This window comes from Streptomyces sp. ISL-96 (genome assembly GCF_018614035.1).
Classification (GTDB): domain Bacteria; phylum Actinomycetota; class Actinomycetes; order Streptomycetales; family Streptomycetaceae; genus Streptomyces.
The window spans coordinates 40300-53338 of the sequence record NZ_JAGGPA010000023.1 but is presented as its reverse complement, the minus strand read 5'-3'; the positions used below and the strand labels follow the sequence as shown (position 1 = coordinate 53338).

14 protein-coding genes and 1 riboswitch are annotated in these 13039 nt (G+C 71.5%); of the genes, 7 read left to right on the top strand and 7 right to left on the bottom strand.

What is annotated here, in order from left to right; all coding sequences use genetic code 11:
* Nucleotides 1-6 precede the first annotated feature (6 nt).
* Nucleotides 7-495, bottom strand: a complete 489-nt coding sequence (locus J7E96_RS16145; RefSeq protein WP_215132026.1) for a carboxymuconolactone decarboxylase family protein — start codon at nt 493-495, stop codon at nt 7-9.
* A gap of 47 nt (nt 496-542) precedes the next feature.
* Between J7E96_RS16145 and J7E96_RS16140 the strand changes: the two genes are divergently transcribed.
* Entirely contained in the window at nt 543-1952 is a 1410-nt protein-coding gene (locus tag J7E96_RS16140) for a PLP-dependent aminotransferase family protein (RefSeq protein ID WP_215132024.1), read from the top strand.
* A 184-nt stretch (nt 1953-2136) separates the two neighbouring features.
* Here the strand turns inward: J7E96_RS16140 and J7E96_RS16135 are convergent, their stop codons facing one another.
* Nucleotides 2137-2988, bottom strand: coding sequence for a hypothetical protein (locus J7E96_RS16135; protein WP_215132057.1), 852 nt, complete (start codon nt 2986-2988; stop codon nt 2137-2139).
* Between the two features lie 127 nt (nt 2989-3115).
* Here J7E96_RS16135 and J7E96_RS16130 point away from each other — a divergent pair, with 127 nt between their 5' ends.
* The 3 genes from J7E96_RS16130 (at nt 3116) to J7E96_RS16120 (ending at nt 5358) form a co-directional block, all read left to right on the top strand.
* Nucleotides 3116-3406, top strand: coding sequence for a hypothetical protein (locus J7E96_RS16130; RefSeq protein WP_215132022.1), 291 nt, complete (start codon nt 3116-3118; stop codon nt 3404-3406).
* A 29-nt stretch (nt 3407-3435) separates the two neighbouring features.
* Nucleotides 3436-4635, top strand: coding sequence for a glutathionylspermidine synthase family protein (locus J7E96_RS16125; protein WP_215132020.1), 1200 nt, complete (start codon nt 3436-3438; stop codon nt 4633-4635).
* Between the two features lie 162 nt (nt 4636-4797).
* On the top strand, nt 4798-5358 hold the full coding sequence (locus tag J7E96_RS16120) for a hypothetical protein (protein ID WP_215132017.1): 561 nt from the start codon (nt 4798-4800) through the stop codon (nt 5356-5358).
* 72 nt (nt 5359-5430) lie between these two features.
* Here the strand turns inward: J7E96_RS16120 and rocD are convergent, their stop codons facing one another.
* Complete coding sequence (gene rocD, locus J7E96_RS16115; RefSeq protein ID WP_215132015.1) at nt 5431-6639, bottom strand: ornithine--oxo-acid transaminase; 1209 nt, start codon at nt 6637-6639, stop codon at nt 5431-5433.
* A 119-nt stretch (nt 6640-6758) separates the two neighbouring features.
* Nucleotides 6759-6849, top strand: a riboswitch (ZMP/ZTP riboswitch).
* A 40-nt stretch (nt 6850-6889) separates the two neighbouring features.
* Here rocD and glyA point away from each other — a divergent pair.
* Complete coding sequence (gene glyA / locus J7E96_RS16110; RefSeq protein WP_215132013.1) at nt 6890-8161, top strand: serine hydroxymethyltransferase; 1272 nt, start codon at nt 6890-6892, stop codon at nt 8159-8161.
* Between the two features lie 23 nt (nt 8162-8184).
* Here the strand turns inward: glyA and J7E96_RS16105 are convergent, their stop codons facing one another.
* The 3 genes from J7E96_RS16105 to J7E96_RS16095 all read right to left on the bottom strand — a co-directional run bounded on the left by J7E96_RS16105 (nt 8185) and on the right by J7E96_RS16095 (nt 10405).
* Nucleotides 8185-8922: a hypothetical protein gene (locus tag J7E96_RS16105; RefSeq protein ID WP_215132011.1), complete on the bottom strand. Its 738-nt coding sequence runs from the start codon at nt 8920-8922 to the stop codon at nt 8185-8187.
* Between the two features lie 93 nt (nt 8923-9015).
* Entirely contained in the window at nt 9016-9801 is a 786-nt protein-coding gene (locus tag J7E96_RS16100; protein ID WP_215132009.1) for a hypothetical protein, read from the bottom strand.
* Nucleotides 9794-10405 carry a sigma-70 family RNA polymerase sigma factor gene (locus J7E96_RS16095; RefSeq protein ID WP_308295984.1) on the bottom strand — a complete coding sequence of 204 codons (612 nt, stop codon included), beginning with the start codon at nt 10403-10405 and terminating at the stop codon, nt 9794-9796. The genes J7E96_RS16100 and J7E96_RS16095 overlap by 8 nt, the downstream gene beginning before the upstream one ends.
* Nucleotides 10406-10459: 54 nt before the next feature.
* Here J7E96_RS16095 and trpS point away from each other — a divergent pair, with 54 nt between their 5' ends.
* Both trpS and J7E96_RS16090 read left to right on the top strand, forming a co-directional pair.
* Nucleotides 10460-11473: a tryptophan--tRNA ligase gene (trpS, locus tag J7E96_RS37430; protein WP_251069980.1), complete on the top strand. Its 1014-nt coding sequence runs from the start codon at nt 10460-10462 to the stop codon at nt 11471-11473.
* Nucleotides 11474-11603: 130 nt separating this feature from the next.
* Complete coding sequence (locus tag J7E96_RS16090; RefSeq protein ID WP_215132005.1) at nt 11604-12197, top strand: 2'-5' RNA ligase family protein; 594 nt, start codon at nt 11604-11606, stop codon at nt 12195-12197.
* A gap of 44 nt (nt 12198-12241) precedes the next feature.
* On the opposite strand, the gene J7E96_RS16085 is transcribed toward J7E96_RS16090, so the two are convergent.
* On the bottom strand, nt 12242-12997 hold the full coding sequence (locus J7E96_RS16085) for a decaprenylphospho-beta-D-erythro-pentofuranosid-2-ulose 2-reductase (RefSeq protein WP_215132003.1): 756 nt from the start codon (nt 12995-12997) through the stop codon (nt 12242-12244).
* Nucleotides 12998-13039 lie beyond the last annotated feature (42 nt).

Below are 13039 nucleotides of genomic sequence, written 5' to 3'. Positions count from 1 at the left end.
TGTGGCTCAGCGCTTGAGGGCGCCCGGGGTGTAGTGGCCGGGGACCATGCGGGTGGTCACGGCGAAGCGGTTCCAGGCGTTGATGACCGTGATCACGGCGGTCAGGTGGGCCAGTTGGGTGTCGTCGAAGTGCTTGGCGGCCCGCTCCCACACCTCGTCGGGGACGAATCCGTCTGTCAGGACGGTCACCGCTTCGGTGAGTTCCAGTGCGGCGGCTTCCTGCTCGGTGTAGAAGTGCCGGGATTCCTCCCAGGCGGCGAGCTGGGTGATCCGCTCGATCGTCTCGCCGGCGGCCAGCGCGTCCTTGGCGTGCATGTCGAGGCAGAACGCGCAGTGGTTGATCTGTGACGCGCGGATCTTGACCAGCTCGACCAGGAACGGGTCGAGGCCCTTCTTGGCTGCGGCGTCGACCGTGACCATGGCCTTGTAGACCTCGGGCGCCAGCTTGGCCATGTCCAGGCGGAGGGTGTGTTCGGGGGCCTTTTCTGTCGTCATGGGGACGACGCTACGGGGCTGATAGCACACCGGTATGGTCCATTTATGTGACGGATTCATGGGCAACTTACGGCGTCGACCTGCATGTGGAGCTGGGTGGTTCCGGGCTCCGTACGGGCCTGATGAACGCCCTGCGTGAAGCCGTCCGTACGGGCAGGCTGGCCCCCGGGACGCGGCTGCCGTCCTCGCGGTCGCTCGCCGTCGACCTGGGCGTCGCCCGTAACACCGTCGCCGACGCGTACGCCGAACTCGTCGCCGAGGGCTGGCTCACGGCCCGTCAGGGATCGGGCACGCGCGTCGCGCAGCGGGCCGTGGCCGCGCCGCGCAAGGCCGGGCCGCCCGCTGCCGTGACGCGGCACAGTGCGCGGCGTACACCGGCGTACAGCCTCATGCCCGGCGCCCCGGACCTCGCCTCCTTTCCGCGTGCCGAATGGCTGAAGGCGGCCAGGCGCGCGCTGACCGCCGCGCCCCACGAGGCGTTCGGGTACGGCGATCCGCGCGGGCGCGTCGAGCTGCGTACCGCCGTCGCGGAGTATCTGGCGCGGGCGCGCGGCGTACGGGCCACGCCGGACCGCGTTGTCATCTGCTCCGGGTTCGTGCACGGGCTGCAGCTGATCGCGAAGGTGCTCGGGCAGCGGCGCGTACGGGAGGTGGCGGTGGAGTCGTACGGTCTCCACTTCCACCGGGACCTGCTCACGGAGGCCGGGCTGCGCACCCCGGCGCTCGGGTTCGACGGGCATGGTTCGCGCACGGGGGAGCTGGCGGAGCTGCGGGCGGCGGGGGCGGTGCTGCTGACGCCGGCTCACCAGTTCCCGATGGGGGTCGCCCTGCATCCGGACCGGCGCGCGGCGGCCGTCGACTGGGCGCGGGGTACGGGCGGGCTGATCCTGGAGGACGACTACGACGGGGAGTTCCGTTACGACAGGCAGCCGGTCGGCGCCCTTCAGGGACTCGATCCCGAGCGTGTGGTCTACCTGGGGACCGCGAGCAAGTCGCTCGCGCCGGGGCTGCGGCTGGCCTGGATGGTGCTGCCGGAGTCACTGGTGGAGGAGGTGACGGCGGCGAAGGGGGTGGTCGACTGGGTGTCGAGCGCGCTGGACCAGCTGACCCTCGCGGAGTTCATCGGCTCGGGAGCGTACGACCGACATGTGCGCTCGATGCGGCTGCGCTACCGGCGGCGGCGCGACCAGCTGGTGGCGGCGCTCGCGGAACGGGCGCCGGAGGTACGGGTGACGGGGATCGCGGCGGGGCTGCACGCGGTGGTCGAACTGCCGGCGGGTACGGAACGGTCCGTGGTGCAGGCGGCGGCGTGGCAGGGGCTCGCGCTGGGCCGCGTGGGCAGCTTCCGGCATCCGTCGGGGCAGCGGGACCGGGACGCGCTGGTGGTGGGGTACGCGACGCCGCCGGACAGCGCGTGGGCGGGGGCGCTGGAGGCGCTGTGCCGGGCGCTGCCGTGACGGTCTCGCGGGGGAGGGGAGGGAGAAGGGAGAGGGGGGCGCCCCGGCCGGACGGGGGGACCGACCGGGGCGCTGCGTGGGCGGCCACCTTTCGGCGGCAGCACTCCACGCAAGGGTGAACGATAAACCACTGCGGTCGGGCTGGTGCGCGGGGGGCGTCCCGGTGTCCTTTTTCTCCCCCGCCCTACGGTGCGTCGGCCGGTCCCGCCGCGGCCGCGATCGCCGGGGGTTCGCCGAAGCGGGCCAGGGCCAGTGCGCCCGCCACCGCCACCGCGAAGCCCACGGCCGCCGGCATCACCAGGCCCTCCCGCGTACGGTCGCCGAGCCACACGACACCCACCACGGCCGGGCCGATCGTCTCGCCGACCACCATGCCCGCCGTCGCCGTGGTCACCGAGCCGCGCTGCAACGCCGACGTGAGCAGCAGGAACGCCGTGCCGCCGCCCAGCAGCAGCGCGTACACGGCCGCATTCGCGACGAGCGCCGACGGCGCCAGGTCGTCGAGCAGCCGCACCGAGACCGACACCACCCCGAAGCCGGTGCCCGCGCCGAAGCCCAGGACCAGCGCGCGGGCCCGGCCCGGCAGGCGGCCCGCCGCGGCGCCCGTGAGCAGCACGGCGAAGGCGACGCCGAGCATGGCGTACCGCAGGGCGGCCGGGCCGTCGCTCCCGCCCTCCGCGCCGACGGACAGCCCGAGCATCGCCAGGCCCGCGCAGACCACGGCCACCGCGGCCCACTCCGTACCCCGGAGCCGGACCTTCAGCACGCGGGTGGCGAGCACGGCGGTGACGGCGAGGCTCGCGGCCTGGGCGGCCTCGACGGCGTAGATGGGGATGGTGAGCAGGGCGACGATCTGGAGCGTGAAGCTGAGGCCGTAGAGGGCGAGAGCGGCGACGTACCGCCACTGACGCAGGGCACGCAGCATCAGCGCCACGTCGACTCCGCTGCCGGTGCCGAGCCGCGCGGCGCGGGCCCCGACGGCCTGGAGCACGGAGGCCATGCCGATGCAAACCGCCGAAGAGAGCGCGCAGATCATCCCAAGGATCACAAACCGACTCTAGAGGGGTGGAGATGGTGCACCGGGTTCCGGCGGCCGGAGCGGGCCATCTAGTCTGTCGGACGGTCTGGAGTATCTGTTCGAACGACGGGGGAGGGGCCGGGACATGGCGGCACGACGGCGCAAACTGAGGTCAGGCACGGTCCTGCTCGGAGGCATGGGCGTACTCGCGGCGACGCTCACCGCCTGCGGCTCGGAGCCGGACCGGCGGTGCGTGGACCCGGTCACCCAGGAAGTGCTGCCGGACTACGAGTGCGACGACGACGGCTCCAGCAGCTCCGGCCGGTACTACTACGGCGGCCGCGTCAGCAGCGGCAAGGTGACGGACGGCAGCTTCGACAAGTCCGCGGTCGACCGGGGCGGCTTCGGCTCCGGCTCCGGCTCCGGCGGCGGCTGACGGACCGGGCCCGGACCGGACCTGAACCGATGAAGCGACACACGATCGAACCACGCCCCGGCTGGCAGCAGACCGTCGAGGAGCAGGGCCTCATCTACCCGCTGACCCGCTTCCCGGACGGGTCGCTGCGCCCGTACTGGGACGAGAGCGCGTACTACGAATTCTCGCTGCCCGAGGTGGAGGCGCTGGAGGAGGTCGTCGAGGAACTGCACGCCATGTGCCTGGCCGCCGCCGCGCACATCGTGGAGCACGACCGCTTCGCCGACCTCGGCATCACGAACCCGCGACTGGCCTCCCGGATCGCCACCTCCTGGCGGCGACGCGCCGAACTCCCCTCCATCTACGGGCGGTTCGATCTGCGGTACGACGGCACGGGCCCCGCCAAGATGCTGGAGTACAACGCCGACACACCCACCTCGTTGGTGGAGGCGGCCAGCCCGCAGTGGTTCTGGATGGAGGAGCGCTTCCCCGGCGCCGACCAGTGGAACTCCCTGCACGAGCGGCTCGTCGACGCGTGGAAGCGCCAGGCGCCGCTCCTGCCCCCCGGACCGCTGCACTTCGTCCACTCGGAGAGCGACGAGCTCGGCGAGGACCTCATGACGGTCGCGTACCTGCGCGAGACCGCTCAGCAGGCCGGGATCGCCACGGAGGCGCTGTCCGTCGAACAGATCGGCTGGGACCGGCTCTCGGGCCGCTTCGTCGACGGCCGGCTGCGCTTCATCCGCAGCTGCTTCAAGCTCTACCCGTGGGAGTGGCTGACGACCGACCGCTTCGGGCCGCACGTCCTGAACACGCTCGACAACGGCGGCGGCTCGGGCACCACCTGCTGGATCGAACCGGCCTGGAAGATGCTCCTCTCCAACAAGGCGCTGCTCGCCATCCTCTGGGAGCTCTACCCCGGCCACCCGAACCTGCTCGCCGCGTATCTCGACGGCCCGCGCGAGCTCGCCGCCGCCGACGGGCCCGGATACGTCGCCAAGCCGCTGCTCGGCCGCGAGGGCGCCGGCGTCACGATCCACGAGCCGGGCACGGAGCCGGCCGCGGCCCGCGCGGAGCGTGAACAGCCGGTCTGCTACCAGGAGTTGGCCCCCCTGCCCGACTTCGACGGCAACCGCGTGGTGCTCGGGGCGTGGGTCGTCGAGGACGAGGCGGCGGGACTCGGCATCCGGGAGTCGTCGGGCCTGATCACGGACGAGTACGCCCGCTTCCTGCCGCACGTCATCCTCTGAGAGGCAGTGGCGGCGGCCGGGGACATCCCTAACGGGTTACCCGGCATGCGGTGCGCCGCCCCGCCGGACATGCTGCTCGCGTGGGCCGGGGTGAGGTCCAGGGGGAGGGGCCCGAACAGGCTCGGCGCCCTTGCCGCGCCTCATACTCTCCAGGAGTTCCGCATGCCCACACGCACTGTCAAGGCGGCGCTCGCGCTCGCCGTCGTCTCCTCGCTGGCCCTGGCGGCCGCCCCGGCACAAGCCGGGGCCGGAAGCCACGGCAACAACGAAAAGAAGAGGCAGGCCGACCTGGCCAAGGCGTACGTGGCGACGGCCAAGTACCTCTGGGAGCCGTTCGCCCCGAAGGACGGCTTCATGCGGACGAACGACTGCGTCGCCGACCCGGAACTGGGCGGGATGGGCTACCACTACGTAAAGACCAAGAACATCGGCTCCACGAACCCTGCCCGGCCGGCGGCGCTGCTGTACGAGCCCGGCAAGAAGGGTGAGAAGCGGAAACTCGTGGCGGTGGAGTACGTCGTCGTCGACCGCGACCAGGACCTCACGACGGACGACGACCGCCCGACGATGTTCGGCGGCAAGAAGTTCGACGGGCCGATGCCCGGCCATGAGCCCGGCATGCCGGTCCACTACGACCTGCACGTGTGGCTGTACAAGACGAACCCGAAGGGTTTGTTCGAGCAATGGAACCCCACGGTGCACTGTCCGCAACCAGGACGGTGACCCTGGCCCCCCGCCCGGCCGCCGCATCCGTGCGTTCGCTGTGACGCCGCAGCGAACGCACGGCGCAGGGCTCTACCGGCCCGCCAGCACCGCGCCGAGCTGGTCGAGGCCCCAATCCAGGTCCTCCTTGCTGATCACCAGCGGCGGGGCGATCCGGATGGTCGGACCGTGGGTGTCCTTGACCAGGACGCCCCGGTCCATCAGCTTCTCGGAGATCTGGCGGCCGGTGCCGCGCGACGGGGCGATGTCGACGCCCGCCCACAGCCCGCGGCCGCGCACCGCCTCCACCGCGCCGCCGCCCACCAGCAGGCCCAGCTGCTGGTGGAGGTGGTCGCCGAGCTCGGTGGCGCGCTGCTGGAACTCGCCGGTGCGCAGCATCGCGATGACCTCCAGCGCCACCGCGCAGGCCAGCGGATTTCCGCCGAACGTCGAACCGTGCTCACCCGGCTTGTACACCCCCAGCACCTCGGCCGACGACACGACGGCGGACACCGGCACGACGCCGCCGCCGAGCGCCTTGCCCAGGACGTACATGTCGGGGACGACGCCCTCGTGCTCGCAGGCGAAGGTCTTTCCCGTACGCCCGAGACCCGACTGGATCTCGTCCGCGATGAAGAGCACGTTCCGCTCGCGGGTCAACTCCCGTACGCCCGCCAGGTACCCGGCCGGCGGCACCAGGACGCCCGCCTCCCCCTGGATCGGTTCGAGCAGCACGGCCACGGTGTTCTCGGTCACCGCGGCGTTCAGCGCGGTCAGATCTCCGTACGGGACGATCTCGAAGCCCGGGGTGTACGGGCCGAAGTCCGCGCGGGCCTCGTGGTCGGTCGAGAAGCTGACGATCGTCGTCGTACGGCCGTGGAAATTGTTGCCCGCGACGACAATCTTCGCTCGGCCGTCCAGCACGCCCTTCACCTTGTAGCCCCACTTGCGGGCCGTCTTCACGGCGGTCTCCACCGCCTCGGCCCCCGTATTCATCGGCAGCACCATGTCCATGCCGCACAGCTCGGCGAGCTGCGTGCAGAACTCGGCGAACCGGTCGTGATGGAAGGCGCGGGAGGTCAGCGTCACCCTGTCGAGCTGCGCCTTGGCGGCATCGATGAGCCGGCGGTTGCAGTGGCCGAAGTTCAGCGCCGAGTACCCGGCGAGCATGTCGAGGTAGCGGCGCCCCTCGATGTCGGTCATCCAGGCGCCGTCCGCCGACGACACGACGATGGGAAGAGGATGGTAGTTGTGCGCGCTGTGAGCCTCGGCAGAGGCGAGGGCGGCTTGGGTGGTCGACACGGGGTCTCCGATCGTCGAAACAAATCCATCCGGCGAGGGGCAGGGATGGTGCCCCTTTCTATCGTCGCTCGTATGCCGGACGAAGAAACCATGCTTTGCGGTGGGCCGCTAGGGTGGCCGGTAAGCACGGCGACTGGCGTACGCGGAACAGACCGCGGGGAAGCCGTGCGGGGAACACAGCACGAGGTGCCGCCCGCCTGGGCACCCCGGGATCACGACCGGACACCGACCGCTCGCCCCGGAGGACAAGATGACTCTCCCGCTCAGCCACCCCGCCCTCTCCGCCACGGACCCCGAACTGGCCGCCCTGGTCGGAGCCGAGGAACAGCTCCAGGCCGACACCCTGCGCCTGATCCCCAGTGAGAACTACGTCTCGCAGGCCGTACTCGAAGCCTCCGGCACCGTGCTGCAGAACAAGTACAGCGAGGGCTACGCGGGCCGGCGCTACTACGAGGGCCAGCAGAACATCGACCAGGTCGAACGGCTCGCCACCGCCCGCGCCAAGGCCCTGTTCGGCGTCGACCACGCCAACGTCCAGCCCTACTCCGGCTCGCCGGCCAACCTCGCCGTCTACCTCGCCTTCGCCGAGCCCGGCGACACCGTGATGGGCATGGCCCTCCCGATGGGCGGCCACCTCACCCACGGCTGGGGCGTCTCGGCCACCGGCAAGTGGTTCCGCGGCGTCCAGTACGGCGTACGCCAGGACACGGGGCTCATCGACTTCGACGAGGTCCGCGACCTCGCGCTCAAGGAACGCCCGAAACTGATCTTCTGCGGTGGCACCGCCCTCCCCCGCACCATCGACTTCGCCGCCTTCGCGGAGATCGCCCGCGAGTCCGGCGCCGTGCTCGTCGCGGATGTCGCCCACATCGCCGGCCTGATCGCCGGCGGCGCCCACCCGTCCCCGGTCCCGCACGCCGACGTGATCTCCACGACCACGCACAAGACCCTGCGCGGCCCCCGCGGCGCGATGCTGATGTCCCGCGAGGAGCACGCGAAGGCCATCGACAAGGCGGTCTTCCCCGGCCTCCAGGGCGGCCCGCACAACCAGACCACAGCGGCCATCGCCGTCGCCCTCCACGAGGCGGCCCAGCCCTCCTTCCGCGACTACGCGCACGCGGTCGTCGACAACGCCAAGGCGCTCGCCGAGGCCCTGCTGGCCCGCGGCTTCGACCTGGTCTCGGGCGGCACCGACAACCACCTGATCCTGATGGACCTCACCCCCAAGGACGTGCCCGGCAAGGTGGCGGCGAAGGCCCTGGACCGGGCCGGGATCGTCGTCAACTACAACACCGTCCCGTACGACCCGAGGAAGCCGTTCGACCCGTCCGGAGTCCGCATCGGCACCCCCTCCCTCACCTCGCGCGGTCTTGCCGCGGAACACATGCCGGCCGTCGCCGACTGGATCGACCGGGGCGTCACCGCCGCCCGCGCCGGCGACGAGGACGCCCTCGCCGCGATCCGCGCCGAAGTGGCCGACCTCATGGCCGCCTTCCCAGCACCGGGCCTCCCCACGGACTGACGGCGAACCCTGCCTGATGCCCTTCAGGTGTCGATGAGTTGACGGCGCGGCCCCGGCGGGCCAGGCTCCCGCCGGGCCGTGCCGCGCCGGACCAGAGTGACCCCGGCGAAACCGATCAGGGACCCGGCCGCCAGCCCCGGTATCGCCCACCACCAGTCCGCCGAGCCGGCGCCGTCACCCGGCCGGCCCAGCGCGGCCACGCCGGATTCAGCCGCTCCCGGTTCCGCCGCTTCGGCTTCGGACCCGCTGACAAAGTCCGGCGGGAAGTCGCCGCCGCCCACGCCCGCCGCACCGGGGGCACCGGCTTCCTTGCCCAGCACGCCCAGCCGGTCCAGCAGGACGCGCAGCTTCGCAGGCTCGTCGGCCAGGTGCCAGCGCTCGGCGGGCACGGACTGGCCCTCGGTCTGCGTGCTGACCCATATCGGGCCGGCCTTCTTCGGCAGGTGCACCCGGTCCACCCGCCACACGGACACATCGTGCCGAAGCCACGTCACGGTGAGCCGGCGCCATGTCCCGCCCTCGTCCACCGCGCCGTCAATCTCCAGGGGACGCTCGCGCACTCCGTGCGCCTCCCCGGGACCGAGGTGCTTCTGCAACTCCTGGTAGCGGGCGGCCGTGTGGTAGAGCGAAGCGGCCTGTCCGCTGTCCGGCGAGACCACGAGCACGCTGGTCGGACCGCCCGCCGCAGCCCGTGACGCACCCAGCAGAATCATCGCGAGCACCACCCCGGCAAGGGCGGCAAGTCGTCGTAGCAATCGCATGGTTCGTCCCCCGTCGATGCGTCGCCGCACTGTGGTGGCACCTCACTGCGGTGTCACTTCTCATACACCGCCCACGCCTTGTGGGTTCCACTCTCAGCGGGCCGATTCTGCGAGTTTCACCGCGCGCTCCATGGACTCCACGCCCTCCAGCCGCAGCGTCAGCAGCCCGCCGTGCTGCCAGAGCAGGGTCGGGCCCGCCGACCTCACCTCGTGCCCGTACGACCGGCCGGCCTCGTCCACGAGCTTCAGCGTCAGCCGGTGGCGCTCCGGGAACCACAGGGCCGTCCGGCCCTCCACTTCGGTGTAAGCGGCGGGCACAGGCGTCGTCTTGTGGAAGAGCGGGTCGATGGTCGCCCGGAACTCGTCGATCCGGACCTTCCCCCAGCACACCGAGAGCACCCGCCGGTCGGCCGAGACCGAAGCCGCCACCGGCTCACCCAGCCCCGTCGGCAGCACCGGACCGAAGCCGGCCCGCAGCGCCGCCTCCGCCACCGTCAGCCCCTGCGGGCAGCCGGGCGGCCCCGCGCCGGGCGATCCTGGCGGCGGCGAGGCCGCCGGGTCGTACCGCACCTCCACGCCGCCGAAGTCGAACCACTCCACGACCGCCGCCCGCACCGGGGGCGTGAGCACCAGCGCGACCAGCAGCCCGGACAGCGCGGCGGTCAGCAGCCGCCACCTGCGCCGCGCCCAGGCCCGCACCCGCTCCCCGCGCCCCGGAGGCTCCGCCACCGGCACGGGTACCGCCTCCGCGATGATCTGCGCCAGCACCCGCTCGGCCATGGTCGCTCCGTCGACGTACGGGACCCGCATCCCGCGCCCCAGCTCGCGCAGCTCGTCGCGCAGCTCCTCGGGCCGTCCCTCCGGCCGGTCGCTACTCATGCTCATCACCCCCTTCCCACGCCCCCGGCAGAATCCGCCGCAGCTTCTTCAGCCCACGGTTCAGCCTCGACTTCACCGTGCCCTCCGGCCAGCCCAGTGCCTCCGCCGTCTCCGCCTCGCTCATCTCCAGCAGATAGCGGTACGTGACGACGCGGCGCTGGTCCTCGCTCAGCTCGTCCAGCGCGGCCAGTAACCGCCGCCGCCGCTCCTCCGCCAGCGCCGCCACCGCCGGATCGGCCGATTCCGGTATCGCCGGCCCGGCACCCAGCAACGCCGCTTCCCGCCCCGTCGCGGCCCGCCGACGACTCGCCGAGCGAACTGTGTTTCTCGTCTCATTCGCGACAATCCGGAGCAACCACGGCCGGAACGCCGAGCCGTCCCTGAAGCGCCCCAGCGACTGGTACGCCTTGAAGAGGCTCGCCTGCACCACGTCTTCCGCGTCCGCACCCGCTCCAAGCGCCACAGCCGCCCTGAGCGCGATTCCTGTGTAGGCGCGCACCAGTTCCGCATACGCCTCGGGCTCCCCGGACCGTACGCGCGCGATCACCGCAGCATCGTCGATGCCGATGCGGCCCCCCTCCAGGGTCCCCTCCCGCGTCCTCACACTCTTGATACACCGGAGAGCCGAGTTGGGTTCCACACCTGAGAGAATGAGTTCATGGCCTCTGATCGTCCCCGCGTGCTCTCCGGCATCCAGCCCACCGCAGGCTCGTTCCACCTCGGCAATTACCTTGGCGCCGTACGCCAATGGGTCGCCCTGCAGGAAACGCACGACGCCTTCTACATGGTCGTCGACCTGCATGCGATCACGGTTCCGCAGGACCCTGCCGAACTGCGTGCCAACACCAGGCTCGCCGCGGCCCAGCTGCTGGCCGCCGGCCTCGACCCCGACCGCTGCACGCTCTTCGTGCAGAGCCACGTGCCCGAGCACGCCCAGCTCGGCTGGGTCATGAACTGCCTGGCCGGATTCGGCGAGGCGTCGCGCATGACGCAGTTCAAGGACAAGTCCGCCAAGCAGGGCTCCGACCGCGCCACCGTCGGCCTCTTCACGTACCCGATCCTCCAGGTCGCGGACATCCTGCTCTACCAGGCCAATCAGGTCCCGGTCGGCGAGGACCAGCGCCAGCACATCGAGCTGACCCGCGACCTCGCCGAGCGGTTCAACGGCCGCTTCGGCGACACGTTCACCATCCCGGCGCCGTACATCCTCAAGGAGACGGCGAAGATCTTCGATCTCCAGGACCCGGCGATCAAGATGAGCAAGTCGGCGTCGACGCCGAAGGGCCTGATCAACCTGCTCGACGAGCCCAAGGTGACCGCCAAGAAGATCAAGAGCGCGGTCACGGACACGGACACCGTGATCCGTTACGACGCCGTCGAGAAGCCGGGCGTCAGCAACCTCCTCACCATCTACTCCACGCTCACCGGCGAGACGATCGCCGAGCTGGAGAAGAAGTACGAGGGCAAGATGTACGGCGCGCTCAAGACGGACCTCGCCGAGGTGATGGTGGAGTTCGTCACGCCGTTCCGCACCCGCACCCAGGAATACCTGGACGACCCGGAGACGCTGGACTCGATTCTGGCCAAGGGCGCCGAGAAGGCCCGTACGGTCGCCGCTGAGACCCTCGCCCAGGCCTACGAGAAGGTCGGTCTGCTGCCCGCCAAGCACTGAGCGCGGGTGTCGGTCCGGACCGTGACCAACGTCCGGACCAAGGACTCTGGCCACAAGGGCCGCCCGACCGCCACACTGCACACTGGCAGCACCACACAGGACGTACCGGACGACGACGGAGGAGAACGACGTGGGGACCGTAACGCTCGGCGTTTCGATCGCGGTCCCGGAGCCGTACGGCAGCCTGCTCCAGGAGCGGCGCGCGAGCTTCGGGGATCCGGCCGCGCACGGCATCCCCACGCATGTCACCCTCCTCCCGCCCACCGAGGTCGACGCGGCGCTCCTGCCCGCCGTCGAGGCGCACCTCGCCGCCGTCGCGGCGTCCGGGCGCTCCTTCCCGATGCGGCTGTCGGGTACGGGTACGTTCCGCCCGCTCTCCCCGGTCGTCTTTGTCCAGGTCGTCGAGGGTGCGGCGGCCTGCTCGTGGCTCCAGAAGCGGGTCAGGGACGCGTCGGGGCCGCTCGTGCGTGAGCTTCAGTTCCCGTATCACCCGCACGTCACGGTCGCCCACGGCATCTCCGAAGAGGGGATGGACCGGGCGTACGAAGAGCTTTCGGAGTACGAGGCGCAGTGGGCCTGCGCCGGGTTCGCGCTGTACGAGCAGGGCGCGGACGGGGTGTGGCGCAAGCTCCGGGAGTACGCGTTCGGGGGCGGCGCGGCGGGCATGGTGCCGGCCCAGAACTCACCCGTGGACCAGCCGGCGGCGCCCTCGCTCCGGTCCTGACCCGCCCGCTGCGGGGCCGGAGCACTGCCCCAGCCCCGCATTCCTCAGACCGGCAGCCGCCGGAACAGCGGTCGCGGTACGTGCCGCAGCGCCGACATCACGAACCGCATCGCCCCCGGCACCCACACCGTCTCCGAGCGCCGCCGCAGCCCCAGCTCGATGGCGGTGGCGACCGCGGCTGGGGTGGTCGCCATGGGTGCCTCGGGCAGGCCCGCCGTCATCTTCGACCGTACGAATCCGGGGCGTACGACCATCACGTGCACGCCCGTCCCGTACAGTGCGTCGCCGAGGCCCTGTGCGAAGGCGTCCAGGCCCGCCTTGCTCGACCCGTAGATGAAATTCGCCCGGCGGGCGCGCTCGCCCGCCACCGACGACAGCACGACCAGTGAGCCGTGGCCCTGCCCCTGGAGCGCGTTCGCGCACACCAGGGCGGCCGAGACGGCGCCCGTGTAGTTGGTCTGCGCGACCCTGACCGCCGACAGTGGCTGTTCCTCGTCGTGCGCCTGGTCGCCGAGGACACCGAAGGCCAGCAGCACCATGTCGATGTCGCCCTCGGCGAAGACCTTGCCGAGCTTCTCCTCGTGCGCCACGGCGTCGAGCGCGTCGAATGCCACCGTACGGACCTCCGCGCCCAGCGCCCGCAGCCCGGCCGCCGCCTCTTCGAGCGCGGGGGACGGGCGGCCGGCCAGCCAGACCAGACGCGTGCGGCGGGCGATCAGGCGGCGGGCCGTGGCGAGGCCGATCTCGGACGTGCCGCCGAGGACGAGCAGGGACTGGGGGATGCCGAAGGCGTCCTTCATGATGCGCTCCTGGAGGGGGGACGTGGACGGAAAACGTCAGTC

Bases quoted from the DNA above. Each gene is read 5' to 3' on its own strand.
- J7E96_RS16135 (WP_215132057.1), bottom strand. From the start codon at position 2,988: ATGATCTGCGCGCTCTCTTCGGCGGTTTGCATCGGCATGGCCTCCGTG.
- J7E96_RS16125 (WP_215132020.1), top strand. From the start codon at position 3,436: ATGAAGCGACACACGATCGAACCACGCCCCGGCTGGCAGCAGACCGTC.
- glyA (WP_215132013.1), top strand. From the start codon at position 6,890: ATGACTCTCCCGCTCAGCCACCCCGCCCTCTCCGCCACGGACCCCGAA.
- J7E96_RS16100 (WP_215132009.1), bottom strand. From the start codon at position 9,801: ATGAGTAGCGACCGGCCGGAGGGACGGCCCGAGGAGCTGCGCGACGAG.
- J7E96_RS16130 (WP_215132022.1), top strand. From the start codon at position 3,116: ATGGCGGCACGACGGCGCAAACTGAGGTCAGGCACGGTCCTGCTCGGA.
- trpS (WP_251069980.1), top strand. From the start codon at position 10,460: ATGGCCTCTGATCGTCCCCGCGTGCTCTCCGGCATCCAGCCCACCGCA.
- J7E96_RS16105 (WP_215132011.1), bottom strand. From the start codon at position 8,922: ATGCGATTGCTACGACGACTTGCCGCCCTTGCCGGGGTGGTGCTCGCG.
- J7E96_RS16085 (WP_215132003.1), bottom strand. From the start codon at position 12,997: ATGAAGGACGCCTTCGGCATCCCCCAGTCCCTGCTCGTCCTCGGCGGC.
- J7E96_RS16145 (WP_215132026.1), bottom strand. From the start codon at position 495: ATGACGACAGAAAAGGCCCCCGAACACACCCTCCGCCTGGACATGGCC.
- J7E96_RS16120 (WP_215132017.1), top strand. From the start codon at position 4,798: ATGCCCACACGCACTGTCAAGGCGGCGCTCGCGCTCGCCGTCGTCTCC.